This window comes from bacterium SCSIO 12741 (genome assembly GCA_024398055.1).
Taxonomy (GTDB): Bacteria; Bacteroidota; Bacteroidia; order Flavobacteriales_G; family Salibacteraceae; genus SCSIO-12741.
This window is the reverse complement of record CP073749.1, coordinates 596,099-610,986: the sequence shown is the minus strand read 5'-3', so window position 1 is coordinate 610,986 and position 14,888 is coordinate 596,099. Positions and strand designations below refer to the sequence as shown.

General features: G+C 41.0%; 12 protein-coding genes. All 12 read right to left on the bottom strand.

Translation table 11 applies throughout. From position 1 onward, the window contains the following. Positions 1-9: 9 nt before the first annotated feature. Positions 10-894 (bottom strand): NAD(P)H-binding protein, encoded by an 885-nt coding sequence (locus tag KFE98_02645; protein UTW63072.1) that lies wholly within the window; start codon positions 892-894, stop codon positions 10-12. 10 nt (positions 895-904) lie between these two features. Continuing rightward, positions 905-1,219 carry a multidrug efflux SMR transporter gene (locus tag KFE98_02640; GenBank protein UTW64623.1) on the bottom strand — a complete coding sequence of 105 codons (315 nt, stop codon included), beginning with the start codon at positions 1,217-1,219 and terminating at the stop codon, positions 905-907. Positions 1,220-1,294: 75 nt separating this feature from the next. Further along, positions 1,295-1,861 carry a Crp/Fnr family transcriptional regulator gene (locus tag KFE98_02635; protein ID UTW63071.1) on the bottom strand — a complete coding sequence of 189 codons (567 nt, stop codon included), beginning with the start codon at positions 1,859-1,861 and terminating at the stop codon, positions 1,295-1,297. A gap of 197 nt (positions 1,862-2,058) precedes the next feature. Then, positions 2,059-2,436 carry a cupin domain-containing protein gene (locus KFE98_02630; protein ID UTW63070.1) on the bottom strand — a complete coding sequence of 126 codons (378 nt, stop codon included), beginning with the start codon at positions 2,434-2,436 and terminating at the stop codon, positions 2,059-2,061. Next, positions 2,433-2,906: a GNAT family N-acetyltransferase gene (locus KFE98_02625; GenBank protein UTW63069.1), complete on the bottom strand. Its 474-nt coding sequence runs from the start codon at positions 2,904-2,906 to the stop codon at positions 2,433-2,435. The genes KFE98_02630 and KFE98_02625 overlap by 4 nt, the downstream gene beginning before the upstream one ends. A gap of 28 nt (positions 2,907-2,934) precedes the next feature. After that, the gene (locus tag KFE98_02620; protein UTW63068.1) at positions 2,935-3,462 is read right to left on the bottom strand and encodes a MarR family transcriptional regulator; all 528 of its coding nucleotides are present in this window, start codon (positions 3,460-3,462) and stop codon (positions 2,935-2,937) included. Positions 3,463-3,633: 171 nt separating this feature from the next. Beyond that, positions 3,634-5,040: a sugar MFS transporter gene (locus KFE98_02615; protein UTW63067.1), complete on the bottom strand. Its 1,407-nt coding sequence runs from the start codon at positions 5,038-5,040 to the stop codon at positions 3,634-3,636. Between the two features lie 10 nt (positions 5,041-5,050). Then, positions 5,051-7,366, bottom strand: coding sequence for a GH92 family glycosyl hydrolase (locus tag KFE98_02610; protein UTW63066.1), 2,316 nt, complete (start codon positions 7,364-7,366; stop codon positions 5,051-5,053). A gap of 306 nt (positions 7,367-7,672) precedes the next feature. Next, positions 7,673-11,197: a T9SS type A sorting domain-containing protein gene (locus KFE98_02605; GenBank protein ID UTW63065.1), complete on the bottom strand. Its 3,525-nt coding sequence runs from the start codon at positions 11,195-11,197 to the stop codon at positions 7,673-7,675. 540 nt (positions 11,198-11,737) lie between these two features. After that, a complete protein-coding gene (locus KFE98_02600; protein UTW63064.1) occupies positions 11,738-12,355 on the bottom strand; it encodes a hypothetical protein in 618 nt (205 codons plus the stop codon). 316 nt (positions 12,356-12,671) lie between these two features. After that, complete coding sequence (locus KFE98_02595) at positions 12,672-13,046, bottom strand: DUF2200 domain-containing protein (protein UTW63063.1); 375 nt, start codon at positions 13,044-13,046, stop codon at positions 12,672-12,674. Positions 13,047-13,515: 469 nt separating this feature from the next. Next, positions 13,516-14,529, bottom strand: a complete 1,014-nt coding sequence (locus KFE98_02590) for a hypothetical protein (GenBank protein ID UTW63062.1) — start codon at positions 14,527-14,529, stop codon at positions 13,516-13,518. Positions 14,530-14,888: the final 359 nt, after the last annotated feature.

Below are 14,888 nucleotides of genomic sequence, written 5' to 3'. Positions count from 1 at the left end.
AAGGCAGAGTTAGCGCCCATTCTCTAACATTTTGCTCGCCACATCTTCGATGGTGTGACTTGGTTTGCCGAGTACCTTCCAGGTTTTTTCAGAAACTTGTTCTTCCTTTAGTTGCTCTACATAGGTGAGTAGATGTTCCATAAAGGCTTCTTCCTCCCGGCTCGGTAAACCCAAGTGTTTAATGGTTTCCATGGGATATTCTTTCACGGTTACCGATGGATCATAAAGGCTTAAGAATCTTTTGGCTGCTTCCGGAAAACTTAGCCCCTCTAATCCCTGAACGGTAAAGGATTGGTTGTAGGCAAGTTCATTATTTAGAGCATGGTAGATGTTCTCTGCTAAATCCAGGGTATTGGTATAAAACATCGGGTATTTATGATCACCAATGATGGCAAATTCGCCGCCCTGAATGAACACCGGGAAAGAGTCCAGGAAAAAGGATCCATGGAAGTACGTGTAGTTGATTCCTGAGGCTTTTAGGTAATCCATAGCCGGCTTTCGGATCAGGTTGGTTTTGTAGGTTAAGCCTTTCACAGCAAACTCCGGATTGGAAAGATCAATCCCCACAATTTGCATAATGTGCTTGACCCCAAGCTCCTTACTCACGTCGATCACATTCATGATTCCTTCTCTTTCCGTATGAAAGGGAGCATCTACATTCCAGCCCGTCGTGTTCAAGCTTAAATAGACGGTCTCCGCTCCCTGTAGGGCTTCCTTCAAGCTCTCCTTGTTGGCTACGTCTCCGTACACGATTTCTACCTGCTCAGGAAGAAGGTCTTCGGCCTTTTCAATATCCCGGACGACCGCTTTTATGTGTACGCCTTTTTTAATCAATTCCCGGGTTACAGATGAGCCGAGTAATCCAGTGGCTCCGATAATCGTAAGTGTTTTCATTTTCTACAATTTAATGACTCCATTTGATTCCAATAATTCCGATGATGATCAGGCTTAAAAAGAGCAACTTTAATCCGCTTAGCGAATCATCGAATAGCAGGGCTCCCATTAGTATGGTTCCACTGGCTCCGATGCCTGCCCAAACTGCATAGGCCGTTCCGGTTTCTATACTTTGCATGGATTTGAGAAGAAGTCCAAAACTCAAAGCGCCAAACAGGAAAAATCCAACAATACCCTTCCAATTGGTAAAGCCGTTTGAAAGTTTCATAGAGGTGGTGAATCCTACCTCAAATAAACCAGCGAGTACTAAATAAACCCAACTCATCATGGATGTTTTTTAATGACCATGCAAAGGAGGGGATGGAAAATGACTATTCCTTTTACCTATGTTAAAAAACGGTCAGCTCTCCGCTCGTATTCTGCTAAGCGTTACTTGTGAGATGCCCAGGTAGGATGCGATATGCCCCAATTTGACCCGTTGAAGAACGTGAGGGGATTTTTGAATCAGGGCTTTATACCGGCTTTTGGCATCGACGAATTGGGTGGATAAAATCTGTTGTTCCATCTCGATCAGGGCAATTTCGGCCAGGTGTCTACCAAAATTGGCCAGTTCCAAATTGGAGTGATACAAGTCAAACAGCACCGATCGCTGGATCTTAAGAATGGTCGAGTCTTCCAGAAATTCAATGTTTTCAACCGATGGTTTTAGCTCAATAACATTGCTGAGCGATGCGGCCACATCGGCCTCAAATCCGAACCAGAGTGTTACATCCTTACCTTCATCATTGATGTAGAAACTCCTGAGCGCACCTTTTTTGATAAAGTAGATAGAAGAATGTACCTCGCCTTCCCGGATCAGAATTTCTCCCTTTTTCTTTTCCACTTCCTTCATTTCGGAAAAGAGGGTATCACAGGCCACTGGGCTTAGCGAATACTTTTCTGAGAAAATCGTTTTGAATGAAGACATCGGGATTGAGTGATTAATTGTGAGGTTTGAATTGTGTTTCGAATCAAATATCTATTAAGTCTTAATCTTATGGCCCTTCAACCTCAAAAATATCAAGTAAAAGCGTCGCTTAAAGGAACTAAAGTGGAATTTGAAGACTATGATTTTCGATAATAAGATCTTGTTTGGTAGGTGCGCTGATAATGTTCAAACAGCCATCACTTCTCTTCTCCGATGGGATCGATTTCTGCGGTTTCAACCATTAGCATAACTGTTTTTTCAGGGGCTATGGGTTTATGCATAACTCCCTTGCTTATGGTTGTTCCTTCATTCGGATTGAGTTCAATAGTCTTATCCTCTAACTCGATGATTAATTGGCCACTTAGAACAAAGAAAAATTCATCATCATTGTCGTGTTTATGCCAGTGGTATTCACCTTCCACTATTCCAATTCTTACCACACTGTCATTAACCTTAGTTAGTGTCTGGTTAAACCATTTGTCCTTGCAAGTTGATACAATTTTTGGCACATCGATTAATTCGTGATGGTTGTATAACACGTTCATTTGTTGGTTGTAATCGTATTTATTACTCATTTCAATTGTTTTTGGTAAATCAATGTTTGTTTGAATTCTGGTATTAGGTGGTTGAAATTCAATGAGGAATTTCCAACTAATTGCATTCCCATTTTTTCGTAGAACCGGATTGCCTTGCTTTCAGATTTCATGACTTCTAAACTTACCGTTTGAAAGTCGGATTGATAGGTTTTTTCTATCCAACCAAAAAGAGCCTTTCCAATACTCTTACCTTGATGTTTTGGATGAATATAAATTCGTTGTAAACGAATATGTTGTTTAGGAAGCTCTTTCCTGAATTTCAAAATACCTACGATCTCTGAATGATGAGTTATGAAGTAATATGGTGATTCTGAATCTTTAAGTTCAAGGGTGAGGTTTTCCATTGAATAGATTTGGGATAAATACTTCTCGCCCTGATCTGTCCATAAATAACCATAAGTCGAAGGATAGATCTCATTTATTATAGAGATAAGTTTATCCCGATCCATCACTTTGAGAGGTTTTAACTGGATATGATTATTTACGCTTATCATACAGTTCTTTTACCCTAATTATGGTTGACTTTTGAGTCAGTGAGTTTTCTATTTTGGTAAGCTCCTTTAGGAATGTTTTGCTCACATATTGTTGATGGACCTCGGCAATGTCATTCCATATTTGTTTGAGTTTTGGAAGTTGTTTGATGGCTTTGTCAGATAGAGAATAAAGTTGCTTTCGACCATCAGTTGGGGACTTTTGGGCATTTAAGAAATTAGAGCGCACCATTTTTTTGGTAATCTTAATGATCGCCGTGTGTGAGAATGATAAGTGCTCAGCAATTTCAGTAGCTGTTAACTCTTCCTCTCTTTCTAATATCAGTAGAACAAGGTGCCAATTGGGCTCGATCTCAAGGTCTAAATCTTTATAAACCACTTTGCCCATTTTATTGAGATTGTCACTGAGCCTTCTAATTCTCGCTGTATATCCTATTAGATCTAAGCTTTTTATAAAGTCCTCTTCCATTGGTGAATAAGCCTTCCTTTCGTTTATGTTTTGAGCTAATTCCATTCCCCATAAATCATTCCATTTATGAAACTGGTTTCACAAAAGTGTAAAAATAAAATGAAACTGGTTTCGTATTTCAGGGTAATTATTTTGGAACTTGGATTAAAGGTCTAAGTTGGAAAAGCTTCTTGGAAGAGGTAGGTGGTGAGCTTCAGATTACTGCAATATCGAATGCTATCGGACCTTTATTTTATGCCCCTTCAACCCATAAAATATCAGGTAAAAAATACCAATTAGGGGGACAACAAATGAAATCTGAACGCCCTGGTATTCGATGATAAAACTTTGTATTCCAGGAAGGACAGCGCCACCTACAATGGCCATAACGAGTAAGGAGGACCCTTGACTGGTAAGGTTGCCTAAATCCTTAATGGCCAGAGAAAAGATATTGGACCAGCCAATGGAAAAGAACAGACCGGTACCGATCATGGCCCAAAATGCCAACTCACCGCTTCCCCAAATTCCAATGGAAATTAATACAGCGTTGATGGCCGAAAAAAGGACCAGCCCCTTCGCAGGCTTATTAAACGTCAGTAGGAAGGAACCAAAATTGAGTGCAATGAGAACCAAATAGATGGCAATTTGCTCGGGATGAATAGGACTGAAATGAAAAGTTCCGTCGCTATACTTTAAGCTGGTCGCCAGGTAAATAACGGCAAAGGCTCCCAAAGAGGAGAGAAGCATGTATTGGTACTTTTTCGCTTTTGTAAGGGAGCTGTTTAAGGATATTCCCGCCATTAAACGCCCAATCATCAAACCACCCCAAAAGAAGGAAAGGAAATAGCTGGCATCGTCTTCGGCCAACCCGGCAATGTGATCGAGTTTAATGAATTCAACAATCCAGCTTCCAATAGCTACTTCGGACCCTACATAGAAGGCAATTCCAAGAATCCCAAAAACGAGGTGCTTGTGTTTTAACACTCCCAGGCCAGGAGGAATGTTCTCCCTATTTCTAAAGGCAGGCATTTTACTTTTTAGCACCACCAGGGCCAAAAGAATAAAGGCAAGGCCATAGATCAGGTAGGTGTTGGCGATACTTTCTACGGTGAGAGTTCCCTTCGAAAAGACTTTGTAAATCAATATCGTACCTACAATAGGACCTAAGGTGGTTCCCAAGGAATTCAGTCCCTGAGCTTGATTCAATCTACTGGAAGCACTTTCCTTATCTCCCAAAATAGTAGCGTAAGGATTGGCACAGATTTGCAGCATGGTTACTCCTGAGGCCAGGGTAAACAGAGCCAATAAAAAGGCATAATAGGAGTGAATTAATGAAGCCGGGTAAAACAACAAACACCCAATTCCACAAATGAGCAGGCTATAGAACATTCCCTTTTTATACCCAATGGTATTAATGGGATCTCTACCGGTGGAGGAGGACAGGATAAAGTAGATCAGCGAAACGATAAAAAACGCACCAAAAAAGGAAAACTGTACCAGGGCTCTTTGTGGAGCAGTAAGATCAAAAACGCCCTTGAAGGTATTGATCAAAACGTCGTTCATCACGGTAATGAATCCCCACATAAAAAACAGAGAGGAAAGCAGGGAGAAATGTGCCTTGTAGTTGGAAGTCAATTTATTCATGCCCGGAGTTTCAAAGGGTAGCACCCATTTCAAAAATGATTTCACCGCCTTGAACGATGTCGTCATGGCTTAGAAAATTGTTTTCAATCTTCTTTCCGTTCACCGATACACTCTTGACATATACATTCTCTGGGCTTTGGTTTTGGGCTTTAATCGTGAGTGTTTTTCCATTCTCCAAATGAATTTTGGCTTCCTTAACCAATGGGCTACCCAAGGCATATTCAGAAGAACCTGGCGTTACCGGATAAAAACCTAAACTGCTAAAAATATACCAGGCGCTCATTTGTCCCGCATCATCGTTACCACACAATCCGTTAACCGTTGGACCATACATCGTTTGCATGATCATACGTACCCGTGCTTGTGTTTTTGCGGGGTGGCCCGTCCAATTGTATAAGTAGGGAATATGATGCCCAGGTTCATTTCCATGAACATAGTTGCCGATTATGCCGTCGCGGGTAATATCCTCATGCTTTTCAATGTACTTGTCGTCAATTTCCATCGTAAACAGGTCATCCAGCTGCTGAGTCATTCGCTCTTTGCCACCCATCATTGCAACCATGGCATCAACATCCTGAGGTACATACAGACCATAATTCCAGGCATTGCCCTCAATAAATCCCTGGCCATGCGTATCCATGGGGTCAAACTCTTCCCGGAATTCACCATTGGACAACTTGGGACGCATAAACCCGATGGAAGGATCGTAGACATTCTTATAATACCCGGCTCTCTGGGAAAATTGATGGTCTATTTCGGCGTTGCCCAGTTGTTTGGCCATTTGAGCGATACACCAGTCGTTGTAGGAGTACTCCAGCGTTTTGGACACCGATGAATGGCTTAGATCATCAGGTACATATTTGTAATCGATGTATTCTCCCAAACCATCAAAGTAGCGAACCGAAGCTGTATTGACGGAAGCCTGGAGGGCATGCTTTTGATCAAAGTCGCCCACATTTTTGGCCATAGCATCGGCAATGACCGAGGTGGCGTGGTAGCCAATCATACACCAATTTTCGTTGGCATAATGAGACCAGATGGGTAACATATCGTGCACACTCTCATCGTGGTGGGCCAACATGCTTTTTATCATGTCGTTATTACGATTCGGCTGCGTAATGTTAAACAGAGGATGTAAGGCCCGGTAGGTATCCCAAAGCGAAAAAATGCTGTAGTTCTTAAATCCTTTCGATAGATGAATGTTTTGATCCAAACCTCGATACTGCCCATCCACATCTTCGTAAATAATAGGGGAGAGGTTAGTATGGTAAAGAGCCGTGTAGAAGGTGATCTTATCCTCTTCAGTCAAGGTTTCTACCTCGATTTTAGAAAGTTCCTTTTCCCATTTAGCTTCCGTTTCAGCCTTGGTCTTGGCAAAGTCCCAATGAGGAATTTCAGCCTGCAGATTTTTTAGGGCACCCGCTGAACTAACGTTGGATAGGGCAAATTTTAATTGAATAACCTCGCCTTGTTCGGTGTCAAAATTGAAATAGGCACGTAGATTCTTTCCGGCCATTTCAGGGAAATTTTCACCCTGTTTGAAGCGTCGGTAGAAGCCGTCGTATTTTACCTGATCGTACTTTTTATGACCGTAGCTCTTAAACGGCTTGGAGAAGGTAGCAGCAAAAAACACTTTCTTGTCTCTTGCCCAGCCCTTGGTTTGTCGATAGCCCGTGATGGTAGAATCGTTTTCTACGCGAATAAAAGTCCAAACATTTTTGTTGTCGTGGTGATACACGTTGTACACCAAATCCAAAATAATATGCGCATCATTGGATCGAGGAAAAGTGTATCGGTGAAAACCAACCCGATCACTGGCCGTTAGTTCTGCCTGGATGTTGTAGCTCTCAAGGTCCACTTTGTAATAGCCGGGTGAGGCTTCCTCCTTGTCGTGAGAAAATGTGGAGTAAAAACCCTTGTCGCCTTCGCTGGTTTTTAGCGGGTCGAGCACCAATTTACCATGAGTAGGCATGACCAAAAAATCCCCTAAATCCGAGTGACCCGTACCGCTAAAATTGGTGTGCGCGAATCCAATAATAGTCGTGTCGCGATGCTGGTAACCCGCACAGTATTCATAAGTCTCCTTATTGTATTTCCCCTCATCCGTAAACAGGACTTCAAAGTTCGTTTGTGGGCTCAATTGCACCATTCCAAAAGGGGCAGTAGCACCTGGAAAAACATGCCCCATTTTACTCGTTCCAATAAAAGGATTGACGTATTGGGTGTAATTAGTTTTCGATTTTTTAGGAAGAGGTCGTTGCTTTTCACCGTCCTGGCAAGAAGCCATCATGGCGATAAGCGGAAGTAATAGGAATAGTTTTCTCATGTTCTATTTATAGCACCCCTTTATGGATGGAAGCGAGCTTTCGAGGAGTAAAAATAGAAAGTAAAATATTCAGTGTTCGTTTTCTTAGGTTTAATCCTGGTGCGTGTTTAATTGTGTACAGGAAGTGTCTCGATCTCGGAACTCGGATCTGGTCAAGAGAAAAAAGTCCCATCACCATTCCAATAACTACCGAAGGCGACAGGACTTTTCAATTTGGCTGGATAACAGGATATTATTATCAGCTCAAAAGCGAGTAAGAACCTATCCAGATGTTACTTATTTGAGCTTTTCATTTGAAGGGAAATACTATTTAATTACCACCTTTCTTACCCAATTTAAATCTGGCGAATCTTCCACATTTATCTGCACATGATATACTCCTTTAGGAAGGTCATTCATTTGAAAACTCAGGGTATTACCATTTTCGAGTGAATGAAGTTCATTGTAGATTACTTGGCCTTTCATACTCGATAGGGTAATCCGAATGGGAGATTCGAACGATTGATTGGAGAAGTCAATGGTAAATCTTCCATTTGAAGGATTGGGATAGATGCTAAGTCCATTGGATTCTTCCTCATTCTCAACTGTTGCAGTTGGCGAGTAATCCTGGAAAAAGGGCTTACTTCCCGAAGTTTTAAGCTGCTGGTTGGGATCGGTTTTTTGGAGTGCATGCGTTTTCCCATCAACGGCACCGACATAAAAAAGCGTGTTGTCGAAGTAGAATAAACTCGAATTGGCTTTCACTCCACCAAAGCAGTTGTCAGTAGAAATCCGTTTCGTTTTCCAGGTAGTTTCCCAATAGAGCTGATAAATATGATCATCATCACCAATGAAGAAAACCAAATCTTCGTCGTCTGGAACCAATAGATTAGTTCCTGCTTTTACCGTTATTGAGCCCGGGGTTGTTAGCCAATCCACACACCAATAGGGCTGTCCGCAGTTGTAAAAGGCGTTAATCAAACCGTCCTGTCGAATGTAGAAACCAATGGAATTACTTTGCCAAATCCCAACATTAGACCCAGCTCTGATAAATAGATTGGAACTATTGGTCATTTGCTGATTTTGCCAGCCACTGGCGTAGTGAATTTTGTAGATGTTTTTGACGAGCGAAGAGTTCTTTCCAGCATAGTAAATATTAACCGGTGAAGTGGAGGCCACATCAATATCACAATCTTCAATCACCGTTGGAGCATTTGGGGTTAACCAGTCTACGCACCAAAAAGGTTGATTGCAAGAATATAAAGCGGCGACCTTTCCATCTGCTCGAGTAAAATAGAATTGATTTCCTCGCTTTTTGATATTTGTGGTGCCGCTTATGGAGAGATTCGTCTTGTTGGTAAGCTGCTGGTATTGCCAGGAGCCGTTGTCCTGGTACAACCGGTAGAAATTTTTGATACCATTATCAATCCCACAGTAATAGATGGATTTATCGGCTGAGTTGTCGGCGTAGAACCCTGTATTGGCGTAGATGGGAGGTGCTGAAATGTTGATCAGGGTTTGTTGCCAGCCGCTATTTCCAACGCTCGATCTTCCAAACTTTCCGGTTGCTTGATCGGTATAAAACAATCCTGACTGGCTATTGCCATGGAATTCCTGGTCTAGGTTAACTACCGGAGAAATGATACTGGTTTGATTGGCCACATCTTCCCCAAATCCTTTGTGACTGGCGATGTAGGCTACATCCCCATATTCTGAATCCATTATTTGAGTGGGAATGATCAGGTTCAACTCATTGCCGCAGGTTACATATTCTTCAACAATGTTGTGTCGGGTAGGCAGTCCAGTATACGTATCATACCACTCTACGGTATAGGTTCCTGAAACAGGTACATTCACTTTTATGGTTCGGTGGTTGATATCGGTTGACCAAGTTGGCTTATGCGTAGGGTTGAGTCCCGAGGTAAGGTAAGGATCTACATCATTAAAGTATCCATAACCAGGAATTTGACCATTGTGATAATAAGCGCCGAGCAAATGGTGAAATGAGAATGCCTCACTTTGTGTCCAGCCAAAAACTTTGTTCCGTTTGCTATCAGCCAAATAGTAGTTGCTAAGATATTGATCCTTGTAATGATTGGCTGTTTGAACCGAATAATCGAAGGTTTCAATTTCTTTGATAAACTCTGAAACCGGTTTGAACACCTTCATGTGATCAGACGATGGATTGTTAGGATCAGATCGAACTATAAAGTGCCTTCTGTCCCAATGTAATTGAGGGCCCATGTACCCACTAAGTAGAGAGCTCCATAATGTTGAATGTTGCTGAAGAGCACCAGGATCAAAATTTTCATCAAATCTCGACCCTCCATATACTGGAGAGCTTATGTATCCATGGAAATAATTTACTCCATGTTCAGCCATCATGATTGGCTTGGTTGGAAGATAGACTCTGCTGTAACTAATCCTGTCAAAGATTTTAGTTTTTTCATCTACCATGGGCCAGGAAGTAACGTTGTAGTTTCCATGCTGGGCGGGCAGAGGGTAATAGCTAAAGGCAAAGTAATCCGCCATGGCGATAATACTGTTCCTAAATGAGTTTATGTTATCATCATAAGTCGGGGGATTCGAATTCGGCCATTGAGGGGCACTTAACTTGTTATATCCGAAAGTAGTGGTGACTAAATGGTCGTAAACGTCATGGTTTCTGGTAGTAGTCATCATACTACTTTGCCAGTTTACCATTTTTTGACATACCCTTACCATTTCATTATAGAGGGTATTTTGGGGAGTACCTTCTTCCGCAATTCTTCTAGCGACTAAATCTGCCTCGTTGACCATTTCCCAGGCAAACACACTTGTGGAATATCCCCATCGGTCAACGATATATTTAACGAGGTCCGTTTGTACATCCAGAGCGCTTGGGTCATCGAGCATATCCTCTAACTTGGAGCAAGTTCCATAACCACAGTTTCCCCAGAAGTAACAAGAGTTGTTATAGGTGTTTCGACTCCAGTTTGTTTGGCCTAACGTGGTATAATTAAAGCTGAGTTGAACTTTAATTCCTTTTTGCTCAGCTTTTTCAATGATTTTGTCGATTTGGTAGGCTCCTCGTTGTCGAAATTCGTCGTAGAAGAATTGCCCGGCGTCGATATCGTTGTATGGACCATTGAGGCTAATAGCAAAGTTGTTGTCAATAAAAATTCGGCAAAAATTCCCTCCTTCTGCGGCCATTCGATCAAAGAAAACATCATAAAAGTTACTTCCCAGTTCTGAGCAATCCCATTCCGGTGCTCCAGCATTTATTCCGAGCGGAATATACCCGCCTCCCGTTGAAGAGTAGCGCAGCACATTGTTTTCCATTCTCACGAAACCGTTGTTACTACTACTGGAACATTGAAATGTACCACTGCCAACTGTAATTGAAGGAATACTACTAAAGGGAAAAACAAATTGTAATGAGTAGGTCCATGTCCCCATTTTTTCGGGAGTGAAGCGAACTTTCCAGTTTAGTTTTTGCCCGCCAGATGGCGTATTTAAAGTTTGCTTCTGAATATGAGGATAGATCCGAGTGGCTGTTCCGCTATGGCCACAAATAGTTGAATTTTGGGGAGAATTCACAACGGTGAAATCTTCGAACATAAATCCATTAACACTTATAGAATTTCCATTAGGGTCGGTAAACACCGCGTCCAGAATAATGGAGTTCTTATCATAGGGGTTTTTTGAATTTATTTGAGCCCGTTGTGCAGCGGTAAAATGCGAGTGGTTGAGGTCTAATGTTAACTCTACTTTTTCATAGAGTCCTGGTGAATTAGTGTTTTGGGTTATTTGTGACCATCCAGAAATACTGAGGGTCAGGATCAAGGCGAATAGGAACGCAATTTTTCTCATGCTTAAATGGTTTGAGTTTTAGGTATAAATGAGACTAAAATTACCACCTGTCTACGGGGGTGTTCTCGAGGGATTCATATTGCCTAAGTTTAACTTCAAATTCAAGCTATAGTAGTTCAAATTCTCAGGAGGCTGGGCTGGTTCTGGTTAAGATATACCAATAAGTTTTAACTATTATAAGACCATGTTTCTTGGACTGAAGTAGGTAGTTTGAATACTCGTCCACTCTTTGAGAATAGCATTGAAGGCTGCGCAGTAAAATGCACAATTGATGTAGAGCTGATTTGACCATAATGGTAGATTAGCCAGGCACTAAAAAAAAAACACGGATTTTCCCATTTCCCATTTTAGAGGAAATAGGGCTTCGCTGAGAGCGTTTTTGTCTGTCCGATTTCGAGTCTCGTGAGTCGGCCCTCACTAATGAAATGCCTTATTATAGGCAAAGTTGATTCCCTTTGGTCACGAAATCTCCGCACCAAGTTGCAACACCGCCAAACCCATTCCTTCGAACATAGACTAAGTGGATCTTAATATTTAAGATTACATGGCTTCCAAGCCATCCAACTCCCATGATTCAATAATCCTGTCAGCCTCCGATTTGCTAAGGTTGCTTGTGAAAATTGTTTTCGGATCATCCGGGTCGAAGTCATCTGAAAGGCTACAGAGGTGAATATGAGGTTTATGGATATCGATCGTATCCAGGGTACAAAAGAATCCTGTTGTATCTGGAAACTCCTTTGAAATGTACCAGATATTCAATGAAACTTCCGTGCTATCGTCAAGAGGATTTATGAATACATCATTTTCTCCGGCGTAGTAATTGTCCCAAAAGAAGAGATAGTTGGCAAAGAACAGAGATTTAGAAGCGTGATAAGGCTGATCTTTGGCGTAGTTAGCAAAGTCAATTCGGGTGCCTATTTCTGAATTGGTAAGAATCCATTTCCAGTAAAGTCCCGGATGATTTTGAATGTGGGTGAGCCAGTTTTCTGATGTCGTATCCTTGAATGAGTAGAGGAGAGGTATTCCCTGAGCTTCTCTATACGAGTTGAATTGAGCCAAATACTTTTTCTGTTGATTGGCCTCAATCAGGAATGCGGTTCCCACAAGACCTGCATAAAGAATCGCGGCGATCGCTGTGTATTTTACGATTGATTTCAATCTCTGAACTGTTCGAATTTGGTTTTAGATAATCAAACTTAGGACTATTGCGGGTTGTCATTGGATGAGTGCAAATTATGAGCCAAAGCGAGATCTAAATTCACCTTTTCATCACTTCTAATCTAAAATTTAAGATTTAGCCTTAAGATTTAAGATTGAGATTACCCACGGTGATCGCTCATAGAGCTCAGAGTTGAGCCTTAAGATTTAAGATTGTTATCCACCGTCACTATTTTCATTCTCAAACGATCTAGGTTTCGAACCGTTTAGGAGCCTCGTGATTATTGTGGATGCAATTAGTAAGCATCATTACCTACTACTTTTCCTGGCGTAAAATTTTCTCCATTTTTCGACCTCTGGCCAATTCATCGATCAGCTTTTCCATTTGCCTGCATTGTTTATACAATTCAAATTCGTCCTCAATTTCTTCAATCCGATAACCACAAACCACTCCTTTGATCAGGTGTGCATTAGGGTGAATTTTAGCTTTTTGGAAAAAGGCTCTGTAGGTCGTTTTTTTACCAACAAGTGCTTCCAGAGTTTCTTGATCAAAACCAGTAAACCATTTAATCACTCGATCGAGTTCTTCTTTCGTCCGGCCATTTTTCTCCAACCTGTTCAGGTAAAGTGGATAGATAGACGAGAAGACCATATTGGCAATTTTTTCTTCTTTTTCGGCTGTTACTTTCATATTTATCTGATTTTGAATTGAATGATGCTAACTATACGCCAAATCAAATATAGGATTTACCCATTCGAAAACGGTCTTATGTAGATGGTTGGAGGGAATTACAACAACGGGAAACAAGGATATTGGTTATTCCCATCCATCTTGGGAAGTGTTTTGATTTTTATCTAGTAAGGTTACAATAGAAACACAGAATACAATGATTAAAAGGACTAAAGCGAGTGGCTTGTTGATCATATTTCGAAACAAACGGCTAACAAACAGGAATGGATTAGCGATGAATCAAAACCTTGAATGCCATCATCCTTCTCAGTGTAATAGATTCTAAATCGGATCATACTTAAATTAAGAATCCAATTCTCAGGTTGGTAACGGGATTCGTTAATTTTAGGATTTCCTTTAGTCGGAATTTGGAATTAAACTTAGAATCCAAGACTTGGAAAGTGGTTCAAGAGCTTTGTATGGCTCATGTTTAATAGTTATCCATGTCAATGGAGTGTAGGTCAACATCGGGAAATTCATAATTTTTGATGAGCTCACTTTTGGTAAATGTCCTTTCCTTGGGATCTATTAGTTTGCAAAGTAGATGCTCTATTTCATGGAGTTCCTGTAGATCAATACTCTTCAAAAGTTGATGTGTTTTATGAATAGAGTATCTTGACGTGACCGAACCGGATTCTAACCAACCACTATTGAAGTTTAATAGGTTCCTCATTTCTTCTGAGAATCTCATAAAGATTTGAACCAACATTCCGAAACTGCGGATGTCCTTCAACCTTTCGCGTTCCCTTTCCCACCTTAATTTTTCAAACCCGTTCTGACTCACATATCTTTCAATATCCTCGACAATTGGCCGAAAATCTTCCAGAGTTCGATGGTTAAGGAATTTCCGGTTTTTGAAATCTGTCAGCAAGTCATTTCCAATATCGAAAGCCACCATCAATGATTCTAATTCTTTAAATCGATAGAACCTCGGTTTATTATACTTCAGGCTTTTAGCATTCCATTCATTATAGTTGGGAGTCATAGCCTTGAATTCATAGTACTTATCCAAAAAGTCCTTTACTCTAAATTGAGTTTGCTTAATTACGTTTTCCCCAAGGTAAATGCCGAATAATTGATCGTTGGAGTTATTCCAGCTAATCACCATTTTTTGGTTTTCATAGAAATAATAGGTAGACCCAAGTTTATGCTCAATGGCAGAAGCCTCCCCAAATCGTTGCTCTATTCTACTTTTTTTGGTGAGTTTCAATTCTTTTAGAAGCTCTGGTTTAAGAATGAACTCGACAATCACCTTAGGCTCGTTTTCGGAGATTCTGAATGCAACTCCTTTACTGGTGTTTAGCCAGCCGCCGCGAGGATCCTCTGTGATTAATTCTGGTGGTATACTTTCTGACGAATCATTGAGCCCAATTCCCAAAACGGTTATTGAATTGAGATCGAGCTTTGGGTCAGTTAATGGCAAAATATCTTTGAGTAATTCCATTTTTGGTAGGCGTTATTGGAAACGGTTTAAACTTGTTGTGCGGTTCATTTGAGGGGATTTATGATGTTTTGGTCGTGTTTTACTCTTTTCTCGTTTTTCCTATGGCAAAGACATAGTTGGCTAACCAAACATAGGATTATTGTTTAATCTTAGCCTGCGAGGGGTGGCGTTTTTTGGCATTCAGATGTGATAAGAAAAGCGGCTGAAATAGATTTTTTGAAGTTGGTAAATGGGAGAGGTATTTAAAAAAAGAAAATCAGCTTCGAGTTCATTATTCTCGAACTCGAAACTGATTTGTGAGGATGGAAGAGTGTTTTGTAATCCTGAATCAGAAGATAAAGTCAAACTTTTGCTCTCGT

What these genes read in the sequence shown, in the direction of transcription:
- KFE98_02590 (UTW63062.1), bottom strand. Translation starts at nt 14,529, where the DNA reads ATGGAATTACTCAAAGATATTTTGCCATTAACTGACCCAAAGCTCGAT.
- KFE98_02645 (UTW63072.1), bottom strand. Translation starts at nt 894, where the DNA reads ATGAAAACACTTACGATTATCGGAGCCACTGGATTACTCGGCTCATCT.
- KFE98_02640 (UTW64623.1), bottom strand. Translation starts at nt 1,219, where the DNA reads ATGAGTTGGGTTTATTTAGTACTCGCTGGTTTATTTGAGGTAGGATTC.
- KFE98_02620 (UTW63068.1), bottom strand. Translation starts at nt 3,462, where the DNA reads ATGGAATTAGCTCAAAACATAAACGAAAGGAAGGCTTATTCACCAATG.
- KFE98_02635 (UTW63071.1), bottom strand. Translation starts at nt 1,861, where the DNA reads ATGTCTTCATTCAAAACGATTTTCTCAGAAAAGTATTCGCTAAGCCCA.
- KFE98_02595 (UTW63063.1), bottom strand. Translation starts at nt 13,046, where the DNA reads ATGAAAGTAACAGCCGAAAAAGAAGAAAAAATTGCCAATATGGTCTTC.
- KFE98_02615 (UTW63067.1), bottom strand. Translation starts at nt 5,040, where the DNA reads ATGAATAAATTGACTTCCAACTACAAGGCACATTTCTCCCTGCTTTCC.
- KFE98_02610 (UTW63066.1), bottom strand. Translation starts at nt 7,366, where the DNA reads ATGAGAAAACTATTCCTATTACTTCCGCTTATCGCCATGATGGCTTCT.
- KFE98_02605 (UTW63065.1), bottom strand. Translation starts at nt 11,197, where the DNA reads ATGAGAAAAATTGCGTTCCTATTCGCCTTGATCCTGACCCTCAGTATT.
- KFE98_02630 (UTW63070.1), bottom strand. Translation starts at nt 2,436, where the DNA reads ATGAGTAATAAATACGATTACAACCAACAAATGAACGTGTTATACAAC.
- KFE98_02625 (UTW63069.1), bottom strand. Translation starts at nt 2,906, where the DNA reads ATGGATCGGGATAAACTTATCTCTATAATAAATGAGATCTATCCTTCG.